23 protein-coding genes are annotated in these 25,641 nt (G+C 44.3%); 6 read left to right on the plus strand and 17 right to left on the minus strand.

The genetic code is table 11. From position 1 onward, the window contains the following. Positions 1 to 119 precede the first annotated feature (119 nt). Both I2I13_RS21400 and I2I13_RS21405 read left to right on the plus strand, forming a co-directional pair. Entirely contained in the window at positions 120 to 533 is a 414-nt protein-coding gene (locus I2I13_RS21400) for an HU family DNA-binding protein (protein ID WP_195650458.1), read from the plus strand. A gap of 6 nt (positions 534 to 539) precedes the next feature. Continuing rightward, the gene (locus I2I13_RS21405) at positions 540 to 2,339 is read left to right on the plus strand and encodes a hypothetical protein (RefSeq protein ID WP_195650459.1); all 1,800 of its coding nucleotides are present in this window, start codon (positions 540 to 542) and stop codon (positions 2,337 to 2,339) included. Between the two features lie 144 nt (positions 2,340 to 2,483). Here the strand turns inward: I2I13_RS21405 and ccsA are convergent, their stop codons facing one another. The 11 genes from ccsA to I2I13_RS21460 all read right to left on the minus strand — a co-directional run bounded on the left by ccsA (position 2,484) and on the right by I2I13_RS21460 (position 16,943). After that, complete coding sequence (gene ccsA, locus I2I13_RS21410; protein WP_195650460.1) at positions 2,484 to 4,961, minus strand: cytochrome c biogenesis protein CcsA; 2,478 nt, start codon at positions 4,959 to 4,961, stop codon at positions 2,484 to 2,486. 44 nt (positions 4,962 to 5,005) lie between these two features. Then, positions 5,006 to 6,136, minus strand: a complete 1,131-nt coding sequence (locus I2I13_RS21415; protein WP_195650461.1) for a PTS cellobiose transporter subunit IIC — start codon at positions 6,134 to 6,136, stop codon at positions 5,006 to 5,008. A gap of 39 nt (positions 6,137 to 6,175) precedes the next feature. Next, positions 6,176 to 7,060 (minus strand): aryl-sulfate sulfotransferase, encoded by an 885-nt coding sequence (locus I2I13_RS21420; RefSeq protein WP_148364431.1) that lies wholly within the window; start codon positions 7,058 to 7,060, stop codon positions 6,176 to 6,178. Between the two features lie 151 nt (positions 7,061 to 7,211). Next, positions 7,212 to 9,014 carry a c-type cytochrome gene (locus tag I2I13_RS21425; RefSeq protein WP_195650462.1) on the minus strand — a complete coding sequence of 601 codons (1,803 nt, stop codon included), beginning with the start codon at positions 9,012 to 9,014 and terminating at the stop codon, positions 7,212 to 7,214. After that, positions 9,011 to 11,524: a hypothetical protein gene (locus tag I2I13_RS21430; protein WP_195650463.1), complete on the minus strand. Its 2,514-nt coding sequence runs from the start codon at positions 11,522 to 11,524 to the stop codon at positions 9,011 to 9,013. Before I2I13_RS21430 ends, I2I13_RS21425 begins: the two co-directional genes overlap by 4 nt. A 47-nt stretch (positions 11,525 to 11,571) precedes the next feature. Then, complete coding sequence (deoC, locus tag I2I13_RS21435; RefSeq protein ID WP_195650464.1) at positions 11,572 to 12,288, minus strand: deoxyribose-phosphate aldolase; 717 nt, start codon at positions 12,286 to 12,288, stop codon at positions 11,572 to 11,574. 42 nt (positions 12,289 to 12,330) lie between these two features. Then, the gene (locus I2I13_RS21440; protein WP_195650465.1) at positions 12,331 to 13,365 is read right to left on the minus strand and encodes a zinc-binding dehydrogenase; all 1,035 of its coding nucleotides are present in this window, start codon (positions 13,363 to 13,365) and stop codon (positions 12,331 to 12,333) included. A gap of 23 nt (positions 13,366 to 13,388) precedes the next feature. After that, positions 13,389 to 14,906 (minus strand): xylulokinase, encoded by a 1,518-nt coding sequence (gene xylB / locus I2I13_RS21445; RefSeq protein ID WP_195650466.1) that lies wholly within the window; start codon positions 14,904 to 14,906, stop codon positions 13,389 to 13,391. A 31-nt stretch (positions 14,907 to 14,937) separates the two neighbouring features. Then, entirely contained in the window at positions 14,938 to 15,417 is a 480-nt protein-coding gene (locus I2I13_RS21450) for a hypothetical protein (RefSeq protein WP_148364425.1), read from the minus strand. Between the two features lie 13 nt (positions 15,418 to 15,430). Continuing rightward, a complete protein-coding gene (locus I2I13_RS21455; RefSeq protein WP_004325051.1) occupies positions 15,431 to 15,802 on the minus strand; it encodes a hypothetical protein in 372 nt (123 codons plus the stop codon). Between the two features lie 52 nt (positions 15,803 to 15,854). Beyond that, positions 15,855 to 16,943 carry an SMP-30/gluconolactonase/LRE family protein gene (locus I2I13_RS21460; protein WP_195650467.1) on the minus strand — a complete coding sequence of 363 codons (1,089 nt, stop codon included), beginning with the start codon at positions 16,941 to 16,943 and terminating at the stop codon, positions 15,855 to 15,857. Between the two features lie 466 nt (positions 16,944 to 17,409). On the opposite strand from I2I13_RS21460, the gene I2I13_RS21465 reads away from it, so the two are divergent. From I2I13_RS21465 to I2I13_RS21480, 4 genes are all read left to right on the plus strand, one after another. Next, the gene (locus I2I13_RS21465) at positions 17,410 to 17,703 is read left to right on the plus strand and encodes a hypothetical protein (protein ID WP_074557927.1); all 294 of its coding nucleotides are present in this window, start codon (positions 17,410 to 17,412) and stop codon (positions 17,701 to 17,703) included. A gap of 11 nt (positions 17,704 to 17,714) precedes the next feature. Further along, the gene (locus I2I13_RS21470) at positions 17,715 to 18,005 is read left to right on the plus strand and encodes a cell division protein ZapA (protein WP_074557855.1); all 291 of its coding nucleotides are present in this window, start codon (positions 17,715 to 17,717) and stop codon (positions 18,003 to 18,005) included. Between the two features lie 123 nt (positions 18,006 to 18,128). Further along, positions 18,129 to 19,664 carry a ribonuclease Y gene (gene rny, locus I2I13_RS21475; protein ID WP_074557854.1) on the plus strand — a complete coding sequence of 512 codons (1,536 nt, stop codon included), beginning with the start codon at positions 18,129 to 18,131 and terminating at the stop codon, positions 19,662 to 19,664. Positions 19,665 to 19,728: 64 nt separating this feature from the next. Next, entirely contained in the window at positions 19,729 to 20,484 is a 756-nt protein-coding gene (locus I2I13_RS21480; RefSeq protein WP_074557852.1) for a copper homeostasis protein CutC, read from the plus strand. Positions 20,485 to 20,602: 118 nt separating this feature from the next. Here the strand turns inward: I2I13_RS21480 and I2I13_RS21485 are convergent, their stop codons facing one another. The 6 genes from I2I13_RS21485 to I2I13_RS21510 form a co-directional block, all read right to left on the minus strand. After that, positions 20,603 to 21,817, minus strand: coding sequence for a sodium ion-translocating decarboxylase subunit beta (locus tag I2I13_RS21485; RefSeq protein ID WP_148364422.1), 1,215 nt, complete (start codon positions 21,815 to 21,817; stop codon positions 20,603 to 20,605). A gap of 14 nt (positions 21,818 to 21,831) precedes the next feature. After that, on the minus strand, positions 21,832 to 22,263 hold the full coding sequence (locus tag I2I13_RS21490) for a hypothetical protein (RefSeq protein ID WP_074557926.1): 432 nt from the start codon (positions 22,261 to 22,263) through the stop codon (positions 21,832 to 21,834). 246 nt (positions 22,264 to 22,509) lie between these two features. Next, a complete protein-coding gene (locus I2I13_RS21495; protein WP_148364421.1) occupies positions 22,510 to 23,352 on the minus strand; it encodes an FAD/NAD(P)-binding protein in 843 nt (280 codons plus the stop codon). After that, positions 23,345 to 24,358: a 4Fe-4S dicluster domain-containing protein gene (locus I2I13_RS21500; RefSeq protein ID WP_195650468.1), complete on the minus strand. Its 1,014-nt coding sequence runs from the start codon at positions 24,356 to 24,358 to the stop codon at positions 23,345 to 23,347. Before I2I13_RS21500 ends, I2I13_RS21495 begins: the two co-directional genes overlap by 8 nt. 9 nt (positions 24,359 to 24,367) lie before the next feature. Next, entirely contained in the window at positions 24,368 to 25,168 is an 801-nt protein-coding gene (locus I2I13_RS21505; RefSeq protein ID WP_195650469.1) for a 4Fe-4S binding protein, read from the minus strand. Continuing rightward, positions 25,161 to 25,634 carry a hydrogenase iron-sulfur subunit gene (locus I2I13_RS21510; RefSeq protein WP_074557844.1) on the minus strand — a complete coding sequence of 158 codons (474 nt, stop codon included), beginning with the start codon at positions 25,632 to 25,634 and terminating at the stop codon, positions 25,161 to 25,163. The genes I2I13_RS21505 and I2I13_RS21510 overlap by 8 nt, the downstream gene beginning before the upstream one ends. Positions 25,635 to 25,641 lie beyond the last annotated feature (7 nt).

A 25,641-nucleotide genomic window follows, 5' to 3' on the forward strand; every position in this document is an offset into this window, starting at 1 on the left:
AAGGCTAAAAGCTGGGTGGGATGAAAAATATTTATCAAAACTTTTACAGGATAATGATTTTTAATGCGTCTGCCCTGTCAACTGCAATACATAATAGTCATCTAAAAGAAATTAGATTTATGAGCATACTTTATAAAACCACTCGTTTTGCGGATACTTTTACCGGCGACAAAGAAACGAATGTACGGGTACAACTATTATCATGGGACACTTTGGATACCAAAGCTTTTGTTGAATACTTAGCTGACAAAAACAATATCACCAAAGGCGACGCATACAAAAATCTAAGTATGGTACTGGAGGGAATAGAGGCCATTCTGAAAGATGGAAATATTGTCAATCTGGATGATTTCGGCAGTTTTTCTCTGAACGGCAGTTTCTGCGAAGACAAAGAACCAGGTGAAAACCACCGTGCAGAATCCATAGAGGTGAAGAATGTTGTATTCAAAGCTGAAAAACGTTTGAAAAAAGCGATAACAGCAGCCGGATTCGAGAAATATAATCCGGGAAGACACAACAAACGAAAATACTAAAACAACATGGAATACGATAGAATCTACTCCATCCGAAAAGGTGAATACTTTGCGGATGCATTGAAACGTGCCGGCAAAGACTTCATCCCGACCAATTGTATCATTAATAAACTCCTTCCCGGATTGGGAGCTACACACTGCGAATTGACGGCACCCCGAAAGTCTATCATTATTGAGCCCAACGTACCTGTTATTGAGTCTAAAGCAAAGGTACACAAAAACTCATTGGCTATCTATAAAGGAGTCAGCGTCCGGCAAATCACAGACTTTCTGGAGAAGAACCAAGACAAACATTACAAACTGTTGACTACTCCCGAAGGCTTCACCAAAATCAAAGAAGCCATGCTGGCTGTAAATATAGATATGTATACAGAGTGTTTCATCTTGTTTGATGAATGTGAAAAGCTAGTGCAGGACGTGCATTACCGTGATTCTATCCGCGAACCGATGAATGATTTTTTCCATTTTCAGCATAAGGCATTGATTTCGGCCACTCCCATCGTACCCGAAAAAGACAATCGCTTCGACAGTTTCATGCGGGTACTGATTCAGCCGGATTACGAATATCGTCAAAAGCTGAAACTAATCACCACCAACAATGTTCTGGAAACTTTGCAGGAGGTGATTGAAGCGAAGCGCGGCACGGTCTGCATCTTCTGCAACAGTATTGATTCGATAGATAGTTTCTACCGATTGATTCCCGAATTGAACAATGCCTGCACTTTCTGTAGTGAAGACGGACAATACAAACTATGGAAAGGCAACCGACGCAAAAAATCAATGATGATTACTGAACTGGAACGTTACAACTTCTTCACTTCACGTTTCTACTCCGCGGTGGATATCATATGTAAAAACCCGCCACATGTGATTCTCATCAGTGATTTGCATGGCGCAACCCAATCGGTTATCGATCCTACTACCGAAGCCATTCAAATCATCGGACGATTCCGAGGAGGAGTAAATACCGTGACACATATCGCTTCCATCCGCCCGGATCTGGAATGTATGTCAACCAATGAAATTGATAATTGGATACAAGGCGCTTCCCATATCTTCAACGGATGGAAAACTCAACTGGCACAAACCTCCAATATTGGTGAATGTACTCTGTTGCAGGAAGCTATCGGAGAAAATTCATATCTCCCCTATCTGGATGCGAATGGAAAACCTGATCCGTTTCTAATAGCAAATTTATATGAGAAAGAGCAAGTGAAGCGACTATACACGTCCACCGATCTGCTTTGCAGTGCCTATCAACAGACTGATTATTTTATATTCTCTCATGAGGAACGTCTCATGCCGGTTTCGGATAATGAACGTATGGCAATCCAGCATCGCCTGGCAAAAAAGAAACGGGCAGAGTTGATCGTCCGTAAGCTGGAAGAAATGGAGAAGATGAGCCGCACTACTGACAAGAAAGTACAAAAACGCTACCAACGTATGCTGGGAAATCTGCTTACTACGACCAATGACAGGTATATATACGATTGTTTCTGCCGATTTGGAGGAGATTTCATTCGTGAATCTGACTATAATGAGAATAAATTACGGACTGCATTGAATGTAAGCAGTGAGCATACGATTAAACAATCAGGGCAGATGCGTAGCTCTATCCAACGTACTTTTCCCATAGGTTCGGAGCTTTCCGTTCAGGAAGTGAAAAGTATGCTGAAACAAGTATATAAAAAGATGGGACTGAATACGGGACGAGGGATCACAACCAAAGAACTGGAACAATATGCAGAAATAGAAAAAGGATGGAAACACGACAATAGAACAATCAAAATACTGAAATTCAAATAATTGGCAATAAAATGCAGTTTTCCTTCCGAAAAAAGCAGAAACTCCGTATATGTTTCCTGTAAACTTCTCTTATTTTCGGCTATTTTCAGAGATAAGTCATTGATTATATGATCTGCCACATTTTTGTTTCTCCCCGTATAATACTTAAAAGAAAGACGAAAATGTGGCAGAGAGTTTCTTTAAACGTCTGCGGGCAAACAACGCCAGAACAAGTACGAGGCATACACCCAATCCCCATATCCACAACAAGAAATCTCCTCCTTCGGTTTTTCCATAAGAATGCAGACCGCTCAAATAGTAGTTCACCCCAAACCAAGTCATTATAACCGAAAGGACGGCAACAACGGAAAGCAGATTAAAACACCAGGTAGTCTTTCCTTTCAGGAGAGGAATAAAGCGGATATGAAGCACCAATGCATAGACAACGATTGAAATCAATGCCCAGGTTTCTTTAGGGTCCCATCCCCAATATCTGCCCCAGGAGACATTGGCCCAGATAGCTCCAAGAAATGTTCCGGCAGTCATAAAGAACAGACCGAGAATCATTGCCATTTCATTCAGTAGCGTCAGTTCACGGATGCGGAACAAGAGTTTCACCCGGTTGGTGGCGGAAAGTAAACTCATCAATACAAGATTAAACAACCCTGTCAGCGCACAAAGAGCAAAAAAGACGTAACCGATCATAATGATAGCGACATGAGACATCAGCCAATAAGATTGAAGTACCGGGACTAAAGGAGTGATTTCCGGATTCAGGTGATTAAGGCCTGCTACAAAAAGCATGATTCCGCCCAATAGTCCTGCCAATGCGGGAAGAATACGGAATCGGCGGGCAAACAGGAGTCCGCTACCTACCAGCATCCAGGAAGTACATATCATCGACTCGTAAGCATTCGCCCAAGGGGCATGTCCGCAAATATACCAACGTAACAAGACACCTGCCGTATGTGTGAGAAAAGCGATTGTCAGAAGAGCAATCAGAATACTGCTAATTTTTCTTCCCCATTTAAAGTCCGCAATAATCTCTCCGCAGGCAATGAAAAGTAGGATACCACCCAAAATCAAGTAAGCCAGACGACACCAGAAAAATAAATCCAATTGATTATAGAGAAGTTCGGCTTTCACTTTCCGGTTGTCAATAGCGGGGACTTTAGCCTTTGCTTGTTGGTAGACATTCATCATTTCAACTACTTTGTCTGCTTCCTTCCAGTTGTTGGAACGAACTCCATTTCCTAGCTCATAGATATACCAGTCCATGATTTTAGTTACAAATAGAGAATCTTTCCCATGAAAAGCGCTCAAGTCATCACCCGGTGAATACCATTTTCCCTGCAAATCGTTTCCATCCGGAAAAAGCGGTAACAATTGGTGTTGCATGATGCGATATACGATGTTTACCGATTCATCCAGTTTTAATAAATCCGAGTCCAATCGTTTGCGCTCCGTAGCCGGTTTAGCGTAAATTGTGTTCAGTTCATTCGTCAGGATATAGTTACCGTCTGCATTAAATACATCTTGCCAGGCGATGTATTTGCCATCTCTGCCGAAGCGTTGAAGAAGTTCTTTATTATCAACTTTGATAAAAGGAAAAGCTCCCCATTCATCGGGAAAAGAAAGTAGATTCAAAAAGAATTGATCTGAATTAATGCCATTCAGTTTATCGGCTCCATACAATTTGCGTAAAATGGCAGATGTGTAACTGTTGACGGGTTCGAGACGTCCGTTAGGGTTAAGCACCACCAGACTGCCAAACTTTTCGGCATGTGAGGAAGAAACACAAGGTAATTGCGAAACGAGGAGAGATTGTTGTGAAGAGGCAACCGGTTGTTGTGCAGACAATGCCTGCATATTGAAGATACCGGATACAGTCAGAAAGAGCAATAAGCAGAAAGGGGTATTCTTTTTCATTTCTCCCAATTCTTTACGCAACCGCCCGAAACGGGATTTCTTACTGAACAATGTCAAGACAAAACCTACCAGTAAAAGGAAATATCCCGTATATGTAAGCTGCATACCGGGACGGTCATAGCTCACAGATAACACAGTGCCTTGTTCGTCAGAATCGAATGAAGACTGAAACAGACGGTAACCATCCACATCAACCACTTTATTCATTCGTATGGTTGCCTGTAAAGGAGATTCATTTTCTCTCTTAATCACCAGGTCACTTTCATAAGACATCGGACTATGGGAACCCGGATAACGCTGCAACCGGAAATCTTCCAGAGTTACAGAGAAAGGCAGGGAAGCATTTTCCATCCCTGTTCCTTCCTCTTTCATCATGCTATTTGCCGTTTCCCCTTCACGGATATGCATGATACCCGTCACTCCTACATAGTGAGTGACAGCAGCCCCCAACCAGATAAAAAGAAAAGCTCCATGAAAAATCAGACCGCCTTTACTAATTCTCTTAAAATAGCTTCCCTGAAGGAACATAGCCAATAAATTAGCTGCCTGCAACAACTGCAACAGTATAAACCAGGGGGCATAATAAAAAGATTCACGGGCAACGGCAGGACCATAAGAGTTTTCCACTAAAGTGGCTACCGCCAATATCAGGGCATAAAGTCCCGCTAATATGTACATCAATACCGGTGAAGCGATCAGTCGAATCAATTTCATCTGTTTTTCTTTTATAATAAACAATGCTTTTATAAATGAGGCTTTTATAGATAAGCAATTCCTTCAATTTCTACCAGCAATTCCTCTCTGCATACATCCGCATAAAGATATACGATAGGAATGTCCGGACAGAGTTTATCCAAGTCTGCTTTCACAGCTGACGCATCCTCTTCATTCTTGAGATATACACGAAGAAGCCCCAACTTACCGGAATGTTCCGGTAGTTTCTCCCTACCCTCTTCCAAGCCAATCAAATGCTGGATATTTTCAAGAGTGATTTCCGTTTGAGAGAGAACATCTCCGGTCGTTACACTTTCCTCGCCACGGATAGCAGCTGTGCCGGAAATATAAATCACCTCCTGCCGACGGTCGGACAGCGACTTTCCTCTTTCAAATTTAGGAGTTCCCTTCTTCCCATCCGCCCGATGGCTAATCAACACCTCATCCGAATAGACATGAGCAGCCCGTTGCCAGTCGTTATCTAAAGGAGCAATATCCACTTCTCCACTGACAGCATTGAAATCAATCAGAACGCCGCCATGCTGTGTGCCAATCCCCGTTGCCGCCGGATAACCTGATTCCCACTCCGAAGAAGCATAGAACAGGGTACGCACATCATTGAAATCCTGATAACACTGATTGCCATGTGCAATATCCGTGATATTTTCCAGATAATTCCACTGACGGACAATGTCGCCGAAATTCATCTGTTCCGCCTTTAAGATTTCTTCTGCCTTTCTGAAAGCCTGTTCCGATTGTTCGCGAACAGGAAGATTCAAATCATCTGCGTAAAGTCCCCCTACTATTATTTCCCGATAGTGAGGAGTCATGATCCGCAGGTAGCGGACAGAGGAAGAAGTGATTTGTTCCTCTATGGTGACTGCCTCATCCGTAATTTCCACCAACGAATGTACCTCCAATACCAAGTCTGCTACCAAAGGCTTTTGAGCCACCAGCGAAACCACCGGACGGGGAGAAACGAAATGCCGCTCCACCCATTGTTCCAGAAAGGAACGCTGAAACTTGTATTCCTGATTATCCGTACAGCGTGTAAAGAGTACAAGACGGAGCACCCTCTCTTCGCGGACAGCGGATGAAAGTAATTCCTCCGCCATCTGTTCCCAACTGTTTCCTGTCGTTTTATACAAATTACATGTGATTCGATGATACTTCATACTGCAAATTTCAATGTTTTTTCTGATGAACGATACTTATTAATGATAGGAGGTAACACCTGCCGGAACGTCCATGCTATAGACAGATGACATCGTCTTCAGCCCCGGAGTATTCTCCAAAGAATAAAGCACTTTCTTTTGACGGTCTACCAACAACATGTGTACTTTCTCTTTCGGATTCACATGTCCCGTCCAGTTCGTTATCAGGATGCGTCCGTCAGAAAAATACTGAAAACCTCCCAGAAACTTCAACGGTTTTCCGGGAATATCCGCATTCGATAATTCCCAAACAGTCTTTCCATCTGCCGTTACTTCGATAATTCTCGGATTCTGGTCTTTATCTGCTACGGCAATCAGCGTATGTCCGTTGGGCAGACGAGTCAGAGAATGCGGTCCGCCGGGAACATCCAGTTTCCACACCTCTTTGCCGTTCGTGTCATATTCCGTCACACATTGCGGTCCGTAATGTGCTACCAGAAAATGCCCGTTATCCAAGCGACGTGCATTACGCATAAACGCAAAACCTTTCTCTTTCACTCCCTCCGGCAGGATGCAGACTTCTTTCACAATCTTACCTTTAGGAGAGATTTCCAGCATACGTCCCGTGGTACATTCGCCCACAAACGTATTGCCGTTCTTCAACCGCTGACAGGCAAAAACCGGACTTTTAGACTCGTAATGGAAGATTGTATCGTTCTGACGGGTCATTTCGAGTACCCCGTGCCCAGTGGTGAAAAGGATATTGCCATTAGGCAATACCCATAAATCATTAGAATCGGGAGCTTTGTGCTGCCATACAATCTGATTGTTTTCCATCACAAAGACGATTCCCTGTGAATAATCTGTTCCTGCAAACGTCCGGGTCTGTGCCAACAGGGATGCAGAGAACAGAAATGTCAGAATCACAACATATATTCTTGTCATAAATATAAATTCAAAAATAGTTTTATATAAAAGATTTTTCAGGCACGGATTACACGGATTACGCGGATTTTATTTTCTGAATCCAATGATAGTACAGCTTTTAAACCGTGAAATCCGTGTAATCCGTGCCTAAAATCATCAATGAAGTTCACTACAAAGACAGTACGTATTCCTCCAACTCTTCCAGTTCTTTATCAGAAACAGGCTTATGAGGTCCGTGTACCTTTAACATATCTTTCATCGAATAGCTACGACCGTCATACAGATAAGGAGCCGTACGCCAACATTCGTTCAGAGCAGGAACGTCCATAGCCAGTCCTTTATCAGATCCGGTAGTCCAATCCACTTTATACTGCTTCAGATCCGTATAGTATTCTCCGGAGTGGCAACTCGCACAGTTTTCTCCAAATATCTTCTTTCCTCTTTTCGCTTTCGCAGAAAGTTTACCATTCTCAAGATAAGGGCTTGGCAGAGGCTTCAGAGATTTCAGATATTCGTCGATAGATTCGTAGATCTCATCATTTCCCTCCATAAACAGGATATATTTCACTCCCGAACGAACGGCTACTTCGGCATTTTTACGAATACCGGTCGCCATACAAGGCGGAGTCTGATGGGAAAGCAAGAGTGTTTTCGTATTCTTCGGATTACCCATGCCATCATTCAGCAAGTCCCAGTTAAGCCCGTCCATGCGTGCATCATTCGGATGACAGGTTGCACAACTTTGCCAGTTCTGGAAACAAATGGTTGCATCATGGAAGTACATATCTCCCTTACCAACTTTAGTGAATGCCAATGGAGTACCCAGAATCTGCTTCTGCACATTCTTACCGTTCAAATCCATAGACACCAATTCCGACGTATAATAGTTGGCAGTATAAATTTTACCTCCCGTAGCTACGACCGAACGCGGCCCTTTTCCCTGTGTAGGAATGAAGTCACGGATGCCATACAAGAATCCCGCATCATTAGGTATATTGCCCCACGCTTTCATGGAAGGAGTAACCATTTCCCCTTGTTTCGCTTTCCCAAGACGTTCATGCAAAGCAATGCGATCGATACGCACCAATTCCTGACTACCGGCAGCAGCTACTATGATCTGCTTATCATCCGGGGTAACAATTACCGACCACGGATTGGCTGCTCCTTTCTGTGGAGTGTCCAAGATGACGGAAGTGAGCCACTTTCTTGCCTTCAAATCAATGATGGATAATGTATTTGTAGCCATCCATCCTCTATCCAGCTGATTGGTAGGCAACTGATAGCGGGAGATTAAATGAGTGACATACGCAAAAGTATGATTCTTATCCACCGCTACCGACTTCACATCCGTAGAACCGTTCGGCAACATAACACGTCCCGAAACCTTTTTCGAAAGCACATCTACCATATCGAGCTGTACTGCAATCGGATAAGCCGTAGAAGGCATTTCCGGCAGATTATTGGCTATCAGCAGACAGGAATCACCTGCAAAAGCAGCCATCGACACCGGTTCGCGGCCGACAGCTATTTTAGTTTTCACCTTACGGGTGGCCGGATCAATCTCCCAAAGTTCGTTGTTGAACCGCTGCGTCACCCAAAGAGATTTAGACAACGGATTATATAGAATGTCCGAAGGAGTAGCTCCGCTTTTTGTTTTGGATTGTACGGAGAGTTTCTTTCCATCCAGTTCGTACATGGTGCCGTAGTTTCCGTCACATACTACCCAGAGTTTACCATTCGCATCCTGCGTCATGGCATTGACAGGAGACGAGAAAGAGACTTTCTTTTCCATTTTCTGTCCGTCGGACGACATCTTGATGAGTTCACAACCTGCCCTGTTTGTTACAAACAAGGATTTCCCATTGTCTGCCAGAAACAAACGGTCCGGTGAAACCGTCGTTTCCGCTTCTTGCCAAGACGCACAAAGAAATATGGCAGCCATACCAACAGGTATCAATATCTTCTTTTTCATTTTTTCTCTTGTTTAGTTTGAAGGGATTGAATGTATTGACGAATATTCTCCTGATCTTCCGCACGGGCTGCTTCCCGCTTCTTATCATAATAGTTATAGAAGTCGAGATCCTTTTGCGACCAGTTGTTCGCTTCACGGTAGTCTCCGATAAAGGGCACAAGCAAGTCAATCCAGAGAGCTACTTTTCGTATTTCCTGCGGAGTCAGTTTGGTTCCTCCATGTCCGCTTTCCAGACGTTTAATCAGATTGCTCTTGTTGGAACCTGCAAAATAAGGAGGCAACAGCGTAGGTTCGGACAAAGCGCTGATCCAGTTTACTTCCGGATGGTGTGCGTTGCCTCGCCATGCTCCTTCGTCTTTTTTCTTAGTGGCATGCGTCAGGTTCAAATAAGAATCGGTATATTTTCTTTTACTTTGTTTATCCATTACCTTCAATTCACCTTTCAGGCTCATCGGTTGCTTCACTCCATCGTGACAAGAGATACAATGTCTGTCCCAGATAGGTTGAATTTCTTTCAGGTAACTGAAATTGCGTTCGCCCATCTCATCTTCCGGAGCCAATACTTTGACACCTTTGTCCATTGCCATAGATACCGGATGCCCTGCTACGGGAACCGTGTTCTTATGTTCGTGGCATCCTACACAACTCTGCACTTCGTTCGGCTGCAAAGTAGACCAACTACGCATTGTTTGCACTACACGCCCGTTTTCGTCCAATGCCTGGAAATAAAGCGGCCGGCGTGCAGGAACTTTAAAGAATGCGGAACCGTCAGGATATACTTCCGTCACTCCCAACACTCTCTTCACATCCCAGGCGGCATTGCCCACTCCTACCGGAGAACTCATGATAGCTCCTCCACCTTTATCATTACCGTTCACTTCACCTACACCTGCTGCACGGAACTGGATTTCCACCACACGCAACTGTTTGATAGTTCCTGGTTTCACACCTTTCAATCCATTACCCTCGTAGATATTCTGCATATAATATACGCCTTCATTCTTTGTATAATCTACCGAAGATGAACGGCGGAACGGACGTTTACGGGGAGCGACCAACACAGGCTGGTTGCAGGATATGCGTGCGTCGGATACGAGTAATTCACGTTCTCCGTCCGCATTCATCCAATAAACACCAAATTCCATCGGATGTCCGACGTAATAACCCAACGGAGTATACGATATTAAAAATTCCGTCTCGCTCAATGGAAAAGGATGCTGGAACTGATCGGTAAACTTTCCATAACCGTCAATACGTTCCGGTTCCGGCTTATGTACCGGAGCTACGAACATAACACCTTCATTCTCATCACGTCCGGCTTCAGGATCTATGATACCCAGTTTGCCATGTTGAGGAGTATGGTGACCCATAAAAACTCCCATCAACTTACGAGTACCGGGAATCTGACGAATCTGTGCCACCGTTGTCGGAAACCAGCTATTCATTCCGTAATATTCAGCCTGTCCTGTTCCATCGGGATTCATTTGGAACAAAGGCTGCGCCCATATCTGGCCGCGGTCATTGTAATCCCAGCGAGTATAGACCACCCGACCATCATCCAACAAAGTCGGTGTTACCGTATGCACCTGGTCGAAACCGACCTGACGCATATAACGCCCCTCCCTGTCGCAGAGATACATATTGCTGACTTCCGTAAACCAGCAGTCTACCGTACTTCCGCAACGGGTAGAGTTGAACAGGATATTGTCATCCGGCAAGTAAATGCCTTCAATGTCGGCATGTCCTTTTCCGAAAGTCAACTGTTTGATTTCCCGTGTCTTTAAATCCATTTCATACAGATGGAAGTCGTCTTCCTTGCGGGATTTCTTCCAGGAGAAAAGCAGATGCTGACCATCAAAATGAAGATTCGGATCACGCACTACTCCTTCTTCATCTGTCAGCATGGTTTCTACTTCCGCCCAAATTCCATTCATCTTCAATTTCGCCAACGCACCGCCCGCAATGTAGTTGCATTCAGCACGGGCATCCGACACTCCTTCGGTATAAGCAAAGAAAGAGGGACGCAACGTTCTGTACTTTGTAAAAACAATCTCCGGTTTATCTGCAGTGAAGGCTTCCAAACGCTTGATACGTCTTTGTTCACACGCTTTCAGATAAGACAGGAAAGCCGATTCGATGCTTTCCGGTGTATTAATCACGGCAGCTTTGATGTTCAGCTTCTGTAAACGCACGGAAAGTTCCTGATTAAAACTCTTGTTAAACCAGTCTACATCACCCGTTGTTCCATCCTGTAGCCACCAATCGTAATAGACCGGATAGGCACGCCTCAATCTCCGGTGCACGGCTTTTATCTTGTTTTCTGTTTCTTCCTGATTACCTTTCTGTTTTATCGCCTGAATTTCCGCGTATTTCTTCTGAATCTCGACGATAAAACCTTTCGCGTCGGTAGGCTGAGGGGAAGTGTCTTTCGTCTGCCATGCTACGATGGAGAGGAACACACAGCATGCCATCCCACACTTCAACAGCTTCATTAATTTCGATCTTATCATTTTATCTTCTTATTTACCTTAAATTTACCTTCCTGAAAAGAGGACGATTACAAACCTTTCTTCAGTTCCTTATAGGATTCTATAATCTGAATACCGCTTGATGTACCGATACGGGTAGCGCCCGCCTGAATCAATGCCAACGCAGAATCCAGATCGCGAATACCACCTGCTGCTTTCACTCCGATAGTAGGTCCTACCACACGACGCATCAATGCTACATCCTGCACCGTTGCTCCTGCCGTACCAAATCCGGTAGAGGTTTTCACAAAATCCACTCCGGCTTCTTTAGCTATACGACATACGGTTTCTTTCTCTTCATCCGTCAGATAACAAGTTTCAAGAATGACTTTACAGATCACACCGGCAGGTTTGCAGATAGAAACCATGTCTTCAATCTCTTTCTTTACAATTTCAGTCTGTCCTTTCTGTAAAGCACGAACATTAATGACTGTATCTATTTCAGTAGCACCTTTGGCAATGGCATCACGGGTTTCAAATGCTTTGCACTCCACTGTATTCTGTCCCAACGGAAAACCGATAGCGGCTCCTACACGCACTCCCGATCCTTCAAGCAACTTCACACAAATTTCTACTTCCGCAGGATTGATGGCTACCATTGCAAACTGATACTGACGGGCTTCCGCACAAAGTTTCTCAATAGGTGATGCATCACCGAAAGGTTTCAGAAATGTATGGTCGATCATACCTGCCAACTGCTCTACTGATAATTCTGCAATCACTTCGTTTATATTCTTCTTTTCCATTATTTTGAGTCGTTTAATAAGTTATTATAAATATACAGTTTCTTAAAAAATCAATACGCATTTCAATACTTCACCCCGCTTCACGGCAACAAAGGCTTCTTCTATTTCTTCTATCGCAAAGCGATGCGTGATAAAGTCGGATGCAGAAAGTCTGCCCTCTTCAATCCATTGTGCCAATGTGGTCATTGCCGCCTTTTCTTCGGAACGGGTAGGCCATTGATGCATGTGCAGGTCGAAGTTATAAGGAGCTTTCGATAAGTCGAAAGTTGGATTCTTAGTCATAACGCCATAGACACACACATCTCCACCCATCTTCACCAATGGTAATACGGAATTTACGACTACATCCAGTCCTACCGCATCAATGACAGCATCATAAGAGCGATTAGCCGCAGCAATAAATTCCGGAGTACTGATTTCGGCGGGTGTATATCCGTTGTCTGCTCCCATCCGGCGGGCTACTTCCAGTTTAGCGGGAAGCATATCGACAATGTCAATCTGTCCCAGACCGAACAATTTACCCAACTTCACAAAGCTCAATCCTACAGGACCGGAGCCTACTACAATCACCTTTTTCCCCGGAGTCAGATTGAAATCCTTGAAAGCTCCCAACACTTCGCGCCAGGTACAAGAAATGACCGCTTCTTCCGGTTGCACATGAGAAGGAACTGTGTTCTGAATCTCAAAACTGTCCCAGCATCCCTGTTCGGGGGTAGCCAGTCCCTCTTCTTTCAGTACCTCAAAGTCGTTCACTACCACATATTCGCTGAAACCACCCCAGCCGCTATTGATACCTTGCGCGCCAAAATCGGAAATAAGACCGCCAATAGCACGGTCGCCTACCTTAAAGTTACGTACTTTTTCACCGACAGCCACTACAATTCCGGCATTTTCATGCCCCAAAGCCAATGGATAAGTATCCACTCCGGGGAATTTTCCGGCTATCAGTTTACTGTCAGTCGCATTACACAAAGCGACCATTTCCGTTTTCACCAATGCCTGATAAGCATTGATAACAGGAGTTTCCACCTGTCGTATTTCTATTTTGCCAGGAGCCGGCACTATTACTGTTTTCATTCGATTATTAGGTTTTATACAGATTATAATTCAGTTTTTGCAATTTCAGTATACATATCGCACAAGGCGTGATAAGCTTTATCAAAAACAGGCATCCAAGTCTCATACTTCTTCACGTTTTCCTGAATCGGCTGCACGGTCTGTTCAATACGGACAAAGCGGTCTATCACAGAGAAGTCTTTAAAGACTCCCGCACCGATACCTGCCAGAATAGCTGCTCCCATCGAAGTAGCCTCTTCCAGATAATTAGGTACACGGATTTCCGCCTGATAAATGTCTGCCATCATCTGACGCCATACAGGGTTTTGCGCACATCCTCCAATCACCGTCACCTGGTCGATGGGAACGTGTTTGCGGAAGATATTGACGATAAATCCCAAATTGAGAGTAATTCCCTCCATCACAGCACGTAGCATATCACCATGTGTATGCCCCAGCGTCAGACCGATAAATGCTCCTTTGGCATCTACATTCCAACGGGGAGTACGTTCACCAAGCATATAAGGTAAGAATAGGAGTTTATTGGCTCCTATCGGAGAGGAAAGGATCTGTTCGTCAATCAGTTCGAACACGCTACGTCCGAGTTGAGCAGCCAATGCCTGCTCGTGCTGGCAGAGTTGGTTAATCATCCAGTTGTAGGAAGAGCCTGCCGCCTGCATCGTTCCCGACGGATGCAGCATGCCCGGCACTACGTGCGCCCAATTCATGGTGCGGCGTTGTTCGTCTACAATCGGCTTTTCTACTGTCAGAGCTACCCAAGAGGAAGACCCCAGATAGTTGTATGCGCTACCCGGAGCCACACAGCCGACGCCTACTCCGGCACAACTACCATCGCCTCCACCACAGATTACGGGTGTTCCGGCAAGCAGTCCTGTTTCACGGGCAGCTTCGTTGGTCACTTCACCGATCACGTCAATAGACGAACGGACTTCCGGGAATAAGGAAAGATCGAGTCCGGCAGCTTCTATGATTTCTTCACTCCATTGCCAACGGTTCAGGTCGTATGCATTGGTACCCGAAGCATCCGAGGGATCTGTGGCTAGAGTGCCGCAGAGGCGGAAGTTGATATAATCCTTGGCATTCAATATCTTGGCTGTCTGTGCAAAGATTTCCGGTTCGTGCTTCTTTACCCACATCAGTTTCTCAATAGAATAGGAAGCGCTGATCCGGTGTCCCGTGATTTCATAGAAATGAAGCGGGTCTATCTTTTCGGAAAGAATAGTCTCTTCTTCCTGCGAACGCTGGTCGCAATAAAGCATATGAGGACGAAGCGGGTGACCGTTTTTATCCACACAAAGACAACCCATCATTTGTCCGCTAAGTGCCACACCGGCAATATCATTGGGAGATACCAGTTGGAGAAGTGCCTGCGTGGTATCTACAATCGCTTTCCACCAATGGAACGGATTCTGTTCCGCCCAGTTGCCGGAAGCGTAATCTGTAGGGTATGCGGCTGTACGTGAAGCAATCAACAATCCCGATTCGTCGAATAAGGTTGCTTTATTACCGCTGGTACCCAAGTCATGTGCTAATATATACATATATATTCTTTCTTCTTTTCAGTTAATTAATTCAGAGTGCCGCATTCGTGTATCCGGTAAGTCCGACGAAAATACCACCGACGATACCGCCCAGGATAATCACCAGCCAACGGGGAAATGCTTCTTTCATTAGTCCCCCACGCGTGCCTTTCGGTGCGCAAAGTACATCGGCCAGAATGAAGCCCATCGCAATCGCCCATCCCATATCTACCCAGGGAGCACTGCCGCGATTTCCCTGATGAATCAAACTGAATTGCATCGGCAGACCTTCAGCATCATTTAAGAGTCCGGTGGAAAAACCAAATCCGGGCAGTTTGTGATTGACTATCCAAAAAGTACCGATAATAAGGGCGGCCGCCATAAATCCACCTATCGGACCAAAGTCCTTTACTAATTTAGGCCAACTCATCAACACGGTAAAGGTGACGGCAAAAGCTCCGAAAATAGATGTGATGATTCCGGCATGATACATGCCGAAGAATTCATTATAAGTCTGTAACCATTCGCTCATTGTTCTTTCCTCCTTAATTTATCTTCCGGGCACAATCGCACGAACGGATTTTCCATACTAATATTCCTGCCAAGGCACCTCCTATCAGACAACAGATTAAGGTAGGTACTGCATAAAAGAAATTGGTGATATCGCCTTGAAAGCGGACAATTCCCCAGGCAATTCCGGCAGAACCGATACACCAGCCCTGATCCAGCCATATTTTTCCCGGAGGATTCAGAATAGCTCCATGATAATGGTTCATATACCACATAATGCCGATAATCAGTGTGGCTGCCAACCAGCCTCCCATCAGACCGTATGTCTTCCAAAGTTCCGGCCAAATGCCAAATGCAAATCCGCCACAGATAGCAGAGCCGGCAAAGGTCGATAGATATTGTTTCATATAATTGATAATGTGTTTTTTAGGTTTATAATAGTAGTTCGGGGTTGTTTATTTATTCCAAAGACAACTTAGCCAGTGTGAAAGGCTTGTCGTGTTTCGTGTTTACCTTATCCGGTCCGGTCACCAAGTCGAAGCAAGATACAATCACCTGTCCGTTCCATACGATAGGTTCGCCCGGCTGATCCAAACCTCCGTCGCTTCCGTCACAGTCAGGACTTTGAGCAATACGCTGAATTTTTCCGTCTTTATCAATACATGCAACTGCATTTGCCGAGAAATCCGCTACCCAGATTTTACCTTTATCGTCTATACACATTCCGTCCGTGGTACGTAACTGGGTGGTATCTTGCGCCCATACATCATTACTAAGTACATTCCCTTCCACATCCATCTTTATGCGATGAACAGCTCCATCACCGAAGTTCCCTACAAAGAGGTCGCCCGCTTCGTTGAAAACAATTCCATCCAGTCCATATTGCACTTCCGGGTTCTTTGTGATAACGGTGGTAATAAGGTTTTTATCTTCTAATGTATTAGTCACTGCCACATCACGGTCATTCATATCAAAGCAATATACCCCGCTGACCAACAATCCCGAAGGATCTTTTATCTGTGATAATGAACTCTGGGTGACGTACAATTTCCCGTTACGGATACGCAGTCCGTTAGGATGCTCCATACCGGATGCCACAGTGATTGTTTCCTTTAATTGGTCGTTTTCAAACTTCAGACGAAGAACACGTCCTTTATTCTGTGCTTTCTCTGTTCCGCTCCAACCCTGATTGTCGCAAATAAACAGATCACCCTCTTCATTAAAGGCAATCCCCATCGGAGAAGCCCAGCCGGTTTCTTCCAACACCGGAACATCCATCCATTTCGCAATCTCGCCATTTTTAGTGATGCGCATCAGACAAGCAGGCTGCGTGATATCTGCAAAATTCGGACAGGCCAGAATCAAATCTCCATTAGGAGCGATAGCCATTCCATCCGGAGTCGGACAACAATCCGGTAATTTTGCAAACAATTCACTCTTCTGCGGAAGAGCATTCTCACCACTTTTTTGTTTCGGAGAAGTACATTGAATACAAGTTGCTCCTATCAAAGAAGCTGCCACAAGAGATAGTAAATAATACTTTTTCATGGTTAGATAATACAAATGTTTATGTTTATAATTTGAGCCCGTCAGTTCGGTACGCAAACATACTGGTATTTATCAGCAAAGAAGGAAAATGACAAATCAATAAAGGACAAAAATTGTTCAAAATGCTGGGAAAAGAGCCGGTTTGAGCTGTAAATAGAGAGATTACCAATCAATCTCTATTTTTTCAGGCACGGATAACACGGATTACACGGTCTTTAGTGTTGTCATTGCCGCGAAGCAACCGCGTTAATCCGTGTAATCCGTGCCTAAATTATTATATAGACTAATTATGAACACATACTTATATATACCTTATATTATAAAAGCAGTCGGCACTTACTTCCTATGCAATACTCTACTTTCCCCTCCGTTCATGGCTAATTTAGGCTAAAAAGAACATTTTCTCATAAAAAGTTTTTGTAATATCAGAGTTAATCGTATTTTTGTGTACAATTTTGGTGTAGTGATGACAGAAGAAGAAAAAAAGTTATTGAATTCCTTTGAAACGCAACTCCGGCATTTGATTTATTTACACGATGAACTAAAGCGTGAAAATGCCGAGTTGAAGAAGCTTCTCGATAATGAAAAGCTGAAAAACGAGAAGGTACAAGCTCAATACAATGAATTGGAAGTCAGCTATACAAACCTAAAAACAGCTACGGCAATCAGCCTTAACGGCAGCGACGTAAAAGAGACGAAGCTGCGATTGTCAAAATTAGTGCGTGAAGTCGATAAATGCATCGCTTTGTTGAATGAATAAGAAGAAGATGTATGAACGATAAAATAAAGATAAACCTGCAGATAGCAGATTCAAACTATCCGCTAACCATCAACCGTGAGGAAGAAGAAATGGTACGGGAAGCCGCCAAGCAGGTAAATATCAGGCTTAATAAGTATCGGGAGGTTTATAAGAACCTGGAACCGGAGAAAATTATTGCCATGGTAGCCTATCAGTTCTCGTTAGAGAGACTGCAATTGATGCAACGTAATGATACCAGCCCCTATGTGGAGAAGGTAAAAGAACTGACAGAATTGCTGGAGGATTATTTTAAGGAGGAATGAATCCTGACCGGCTATTCACTGATAAGAGATAAAACAACCACGCACTGCACAATATCCAAGCAAAAGTATATGCTTTGATATTTGGCGGTGCGTTTTTATTTATATACTTAAATTAAATGTAGAATGATAGCAATAATAGCAACAGCAATTGCCTGCTTCATCGTAGGAGGAATCCTTTCATATATACTATTCCGGTATGTACTGAAATCCAAATACGATAATGTCCTGAAAGAAGCGGAGACGGAAGCGGAAGTAATTAAGAAAAACAAGCTGCTTGAAGTAAAGGAGAAATTCCTGAATAAAAAAGCAGATCTTGAAAAGGAGGTAGCATTGCGGAATCAGAAGATTCAGCAGGCGGAAAACAAACTGAAACAACGTGAAATGGTTCTTAGCCAGCGTCAGGAAGAAATCCAACGCAAAAAGATGGAAGCCGAAGCTGTAAAAGAGAATCTGGAAGCGCAACTTGTCATTGTCGATAAGAAAAAAGATGAACTCGACAGACTGCAACAACAGGAAATCGAGAAACTGGAAGCAATCTCCGGATTGTCTGCCGAGGAAGCTAAAGAACGTTTGGTAGAATCACTGAAAGAAGAAGCTAAAACGCAAGCACAATCATTCATCAACGACATTATGGATGATGCCAAGTTAACTGCCAGCAAAGAAGCGAAACGGATCGTTATCCAGTCTATCCAACGGGTAGCTACGGAAACTGCCATCGAAAACTCTGTTACGGTATTCCATATTGAATCAGATGAAATCAAAGGACGTATTATCGGACGTGAAGGACGTAATATCCGTGCTTTGGAAGCTGCTACCGGCGTTGAAATCGTTGTTGACGACACTCCGGAAGCAATCGTTCTTTCTGCTTTCGACCCGGTTCGCCGTGAAATTGCCCGCTTGGCACTGCATCAGCTTGTGACCGACGGACGTATCCATCCGGCCCGTATCGAGGAAGTGGTAGCTAAAGTTCGCAAACAGGTGGAAGAAGAAATTATCGAAACCGGTAAACGCACAACCATCGACTTGGGTATCCACGGTCTGCATCCTGAATTGATCCGTATCATCGGTAAGATGAAATATCGTTCTTCTTATGGTCAGAACCTATTGCAGCATGCACGTGAAACAGCCAATCTTTGTGCTGTGATGGCATCTGAACTGGGATTGAACCCGAAGAAAGCGAAACGTGCAGGTTTGCTGCATGATATCGGTAAAGTGCCTGATGAAGAACCGGAATTGCCGCACGCATTGCTGGGTATGAAACTTGCCGAGAAATACAAAGAAAAACCGGATATCTGCAACGCTATCGGTGCTCACCACGACGAGACGGAAATGACCAGCTTACTGGCTCCTATCGTACAGGTATGTGACGCCATCTCCGGTGCACGTCCGGGTGCACGTCGCGAAATCGTAGAGGCTTACATCAAGCGTCTGAACGATCTCGAACAATTGGCAATGGCTTATCCGGGTGTAACAAAGACATATGCTATCCAGGCAGGGCGCGAACTCCGCGTGATCGTTGGTGCGGATAAGATTGACGACAAGCAGACAGAAAGCTTGTCAGGCGAAATCGCTAAGAAGATCCAGGATGAAATGACTTATCCGGGACAAGTGAAGATTACCGTCATTCGTGAAACACGTGCGGTTAGTTTCGCTAAATAAAGCAACTATTCAAAAGAAGATTCATATAAGGGCGAAGAAATTCGCCCTTTTTTAGTACACGACTATGGAAAAGTATCAAATTGAGATTTGTACCAATTCAGTGGAAAGCTGTCTGGCTGCACAGGAAGGTGGTGCCAACCGCGTGGAATTATGTGCCGGAATACCGGAAGGCGGGACAACCCCTTCCTATGGTGAAATAGCCATTGCAAGAGAAGTATTGGCTCATACCCGCCTGCATGTTATTATCCGGCCACGTGGAGGAGATTTTCTTTATTCGGAAATGGAAATCAGAACAATGCTGAAAGACATCGAAATCGCACGAAAATTGGGAGCGGACGGAGTTGTATTCGGTTGCCTGACAGCAGACGGCGAAGTAGACTTAACATCAATGCAGATTCTAATGGAAGCCTCTAAAGGGCTGTCAGTCACCTTCCACCGGGCATTCGACGTATGTCGTAATCCTCAAAAAGCATTGGAGGAGATCATCGAGCTGGGATGCAACCGTATTCTGACTTCCGGTCAGCAACCTACGGCTGAACAAGGTATCGGTCTTTTAAAAGAATTGCAAGGACTGGCTGCGGGAAGAATTACGTTACTTGCCGGCTGTGGAGTAAATGAAAATAATATTGCACGGATTGCGGCAGGAACCGGAATCAATGAGTTTCATTTCTCGGCACGCGAAAGTATTCAAAGTGAAATGAAATTCAGAAATGAAGTTGTCTCAATGGGAGGAACAGTACATATCAACGAGTACGAACGAAATGTGACTTCCGTGCGAAGAGTCAAAGAAACAGTGGAGGCTTTATATAAAGGAATGTAAGTGATCGCCTCTCTACTATATACTAAGAAATGGTGAACATACAGCTTTAAGCCTTTTGTTCACCATTTCTGTTTTGCATTACCACCAGCGGTATCAAGAAAAACTGCTATACCTTTATTTATAAATAAGGAATCACCGTAATATAAATACCTGTAATAATAGCCGAAGTAATTACTCCCGAGATATTAGCTCCCAAGGCATCTCCCAAGACGAATGAGTCCGGATTATCTTTGCTTACAATCTTTTGTGCAACCTTTGCGGTAGTCGGCACACAGCTAACTGCTGCAATACCGATGACCGGATTGTAATTACCCCGTTTAATAATATACATGATATATCCTCCGATTATTCCTCCGATACCGGAAAGTAATAATGCTACAATGCCTAATACTAATAGTTTCAATATCTTCGGATCGAGCAGCAGATGTGCATCACAAAGTACACCCAGCAACACGCCCAACATAAAAGTCGATCCATAAAGCAACGGACCGCTCACAAAATCATAGATGTGTTTCATACCCGACTCACGAACAGCAACCCCCAGGAACAAAGAGAAAAACAAAGGAGAAGCTACCGGGAATAAGAAACAGAGAATAGCACAAAGAACAGCAGAGAAAGCCAGTTTTACTTTAGCATCGTAATTCTTCGGAGCTTTCTTTGTCACCATCTTAATAGCACGGAAACGTTTGGGAACCAACAGCTTCACAAGGTAAGGATAGCCTCCATATGTCAATCCTAAATAAAGATAGGCAACCACCGTAATAGGCACAAACAAATGCTTTGCCAATGCCAGTGAAGTAAACAAGACCATCGGTCCGTCTGCTCCACCTACCATCGCCACTGATGCACTTTCTTTGAGAGTCAGGCCGAAAGCGGAAGCAATAGGAACCGTCAGGAAAGTACCCAGTTCTGCACACAGAGCAAGGAATATACTAGCAAATGGTTTCTGAAGCAAGAATCCGACATCCAGAAGCGCCCCGATACCCATAAAGACAAAGCAGGCTATGAGCCCATTACTAAACGTCAGGGTGTAAACAGGTTGCAGGAAATCTATCTGCATGGTATTCATTAATTGATCCGTATCTGAAAGCATCGGATCGAGAAAGAGGTTACCCAGTGTGCCGTCGGGCATCATCAGTGTTCCGCAGTTGATAGCCACCATTCCGAGTCCCATCGGAATCATCACCATAGGTTCGAGGATACCTTTCCAGCCCAAATAGATCAGTAACAGACCGAGAAGTACCAGAAAAACTCTTGCAGAAGCAAGCACCCATCCGCTTGCCATCATTGTACCAATACCTTGAAATAAGGTAGCAAAATCTATATTTTCCATAAATTAGTTTTCTTTCATTGTTTGTTGTTAGTCAGTTTCTTTGAGTTCTTCTTATTGGCATGTACCTGCTCTTCTTCCCGAAGAAAAAATTCACGGGTATCCTGCGAATAATAATAATTAACCAGATTATTTTCCGAAGCTCCCGGACTCACTCCATGATAATAGCCGGGATAACCAGTAAAGTTCCTGTCAATCCCCCTACTATAGTCTTCACGAGAATCTCCTAAAGCATCTTCATCTACAATAGGTATTTGCCGGACTAATCTTTCCACCTTCTGCCGATGCTGCCGCCAGCGTCGTAGCCGGAGTAGCTCCAAACGGTGGGAACTATAAAAATCAAATGAATCAGCCGCATAGGCAATCAACTTGATGACCGCAGCGACAAAAAAACCGATGAGGAAAGTAAGCCCCATCATCGCAAGAGTAGATAGTAATAAATGAATCATAGTAATATAAAAATTAGGTTGTACAATCATATTCAAAATAAAGAAGAGGCGCCCAATGGTGAAACCATTATAAAATTTAGACACACATGAAAGTTAATCCCACTGGGCATTCCTCATCACCATATAAAAACAATCGGCAGATATTATTTGCCTGAAATCACTTCGGTATATATCCTAGTTTTTATACGACGTAACTCCCGTTTCACAACGGAAAACACAATATTTTAATCCTTAAACACCTTATCATTAGTATTCAGGAGGTATATCATTCAACTGGGCTTTGGTAAATACGGGACCGTCTTTACAGACATACAACTTCCCGACATTACACCGTCCACATTTTCCAACACCACATTTCATCCGGTTCTCCAGGGTGGTATAAATATTCTCATCGGCAAAGCCTAACTTCTCCAATACAGGAAAAGTGAACTTTATCATCACCGGAGGTCCGCAAACTATTGCCACAGTATCTGCACTGGCAGGTGCAGCAGCCTCAAGCACCGAAGGTACAAAACCGACTTTTCCTGTCCAGTCGGGAGTCTCCCCCCCGGGATCAACCGTAGTTATCAGATTGACATCCGGACGTTTTTCCCATTCTTTCAGCTCTTCTTTATATACCAGGTCGTTAACAGACTTGGCTCCGTAAACAATCGTTATATCTTTAAAATCTTCCCGCCTGTCCAATGCATTCCAGATGACGCAACGCATCGGCGGAAGTGCTATACCACCTGCAACGAACAACAGATTCTTTCCTTTCCACTCGTCCAACGGAAATGTGTTTCCGAAAGGTCCGCGAAAACCGACGGTAGCTCCTTCTTCCAGTTTGGCAAGTCCGGTAGTCACCCGTCCTGCCTGGCGGAATGTACACTCGATATATCCTTTACGAGTAGGCGATGAAGCAATACAGAAAGTTGACTCTCCTTCACCAAACGCAGAGTATTCACCAAACTGTCCGGCTTTGAAATGAAAGGCTTCTCCTTCCTTCTCGTCTTTAAATCTTAACCGGAAAGTCTTCACTCCCGGAGCTTCATGGGTTATCTTCTCAATCACCATCAGGTGCGGAAGATATATATTCGACTGCTCATTCATGGCTTGATATTGATATTAAGTGTTCAAGTATATTCATATCTACCGGGCAGGCACGCGAACAACGTCCGCATCCGGTACAACCGGTTTCCTGTATCCGTTCAGGCATATAGGAGAACTTATGCAAAATGCGCTGACGCCAACGGGCGCTTTGTGTCGGACGCGGATTATGTCCGGACGTATGGAGGGTAAACAGCGAAAAGCCGCAAGAATCCCAACAACGGACACGATGGCCGGACGAACCTTTGGCATCTTCCTGAATATCAAAACAGGCACAGGTTGGACAAACATAAGCGCATGCGCCACATCCCAAACAGCGTTCGGACTGTTGTTTCCAAACAGGACTGTCGAATGCTCCCGCCAACTTCTCCCGTACATTATCAACATTGAAACGAATGGGAACGGATGCCAGATATTGTTCCTTATCTATTTCTTCGGCAGGTGTATATTCTTTCACAAAGAATTTAACCAATGCTTTGCCTTTTGCTGTCAAGACTTCCACCAATGCACTCTGATCCGGCAACTCCGTAATCTGAATATCACTGCCGGCAGTATTACCGGGCCCCCCGTGAACGGAAGTACAGAAACATGATTCATCGCATTGTGCACAACTGAAGCTGATTAATGTCATTTTCTCCCGCCGGGCATTATATAGTTTATCTTTATAATCCCAATTAAAAATACCGGAAAGGGGTGCAAACCCTGCCGCATCACAAGGACGGATTTTCCAGAGAATCATTTCGGGAATTGCATTAATATCCGCTTCCTGCAAAGTAGCTTCTTTCCCGTCTTTCTGATAAGAGAACAGTACTTCTGTTTTCGGGAACGCAAAGCGTTTAGCCGACTGAGTAGTCTGCACATAGTCCGTCGCTACCTCATCGTAAGAAGTCACTCTTTTGAAGTCTACTTTATCTCCTGAACGCACAGGAGCAAAAATATGCATTTCCTTTTTCACCATCTGGTGAAACCATTCTTGCAGACTGCTTTTACTGATATGTAGATTTTCCATTACTTTCTTTTAATGTATAAAGTTCTCTTTATCTTCTGCCTTGAAGGTAGAAAGTACATTTCCCGCAGGATTGATAGCACCGGGAGCAACCCCGAACTCGTCCTGAATGTCTTCCATCATACTTTGTGTCATCAAATGAAGAGGAATCCCCACCGGACAAGCTTGCTTACAAGCGCCACAACCGATACAGCGTCCTGCCATGTGCATCACGCGGTTAATCTGCCACTCCATATTTGTCAGCGGAGCAGACCAGGGTTGTACCCACTGCGGACAATTGACCTCCACAATACACCAGCTGCAATAACACAACGGACAGGCAGCCCGGCAAGCATAACATTTGATGCATTTCGACATTTCCCCCATCCAGTATTTCCACCGCTCTTCACGACTCATCTTTTTCAGACGATCAATCAGTTGAAGATTCTCCTCACTAATAGTCAAGGGAAAATCTGCCAGATATGTTTTTATTTCATCGAATCCTTTAAACTGGATAAGTTCTCCATGTCCGTCAACGGTCAGTACCAGAAGATTATCTTCTTTCAACTGGTTTTCGAATGCCAATTGAACAATCGTCCGTAATGCCGGAACCGTAGCTGTTATAGCCACTTTGCCTGTTCCTGTTAATTCCCGTTTTGTCAGATAGACTGCGATATTATTCGTGCAACGGTCGTCCAGTATCAGTCTGTCGGCATTTTCTGCCTGCCGGCAAAAGAGAGGACGTGTTCCGTGATTTCCTTCTTCATAGCCTATCACAAGATTCACTTCTCCTTCTTGTAACAAAGCAACTGCTTTTTCTGTCAGTTTACTCATAGATAGCCTCCTTTTCCAAATAGTCCGAAGCTTTCTGATACTCCAGATAAGGTCCCAGTTCACGGATTCCGGCAACTGTTTCATTCACCAGATCAGCCCACTTGGCTCCCTCCGCCGCCGACACCCATGAATAACGGATACGACGTACATCAATACCCAAGAAGTCGAGCAGTCCGCGGAATACAATCCAACGACGACGTGCGTGGAAGTTTCCGGATGTATAATGACAGTCATTCGGATGACAACCTGAAACGATAATTCCATCAGCACCTCCGGCAAAGGCTTTCAACAGTAACATAAAGTCAATTCTTCCTGTACAGGGGAAGCGGACAATTTCTACATTAGCCGCATACTTCAACCTGCTCGTACCTGTCAGGTCTGCCCCGGCATACGTGCACCAATTACAGACAAAAGCTACAATGCGCGGTTCAAATTCCTGATTATTCTCGATCTTATTTTCGTTCATAGCTTAC

The organism is Bacteroides sp. D55t1_190419_B8 (assembly GCF_015558905.1).
In the GTDB taxonomy this organism is placed as follows: Bacteria; Bacteroidota; Bacteroidia; order Bacteroidales; family Bacteroidaceae; genus Bacteroides; species Bacteroides vicugnae.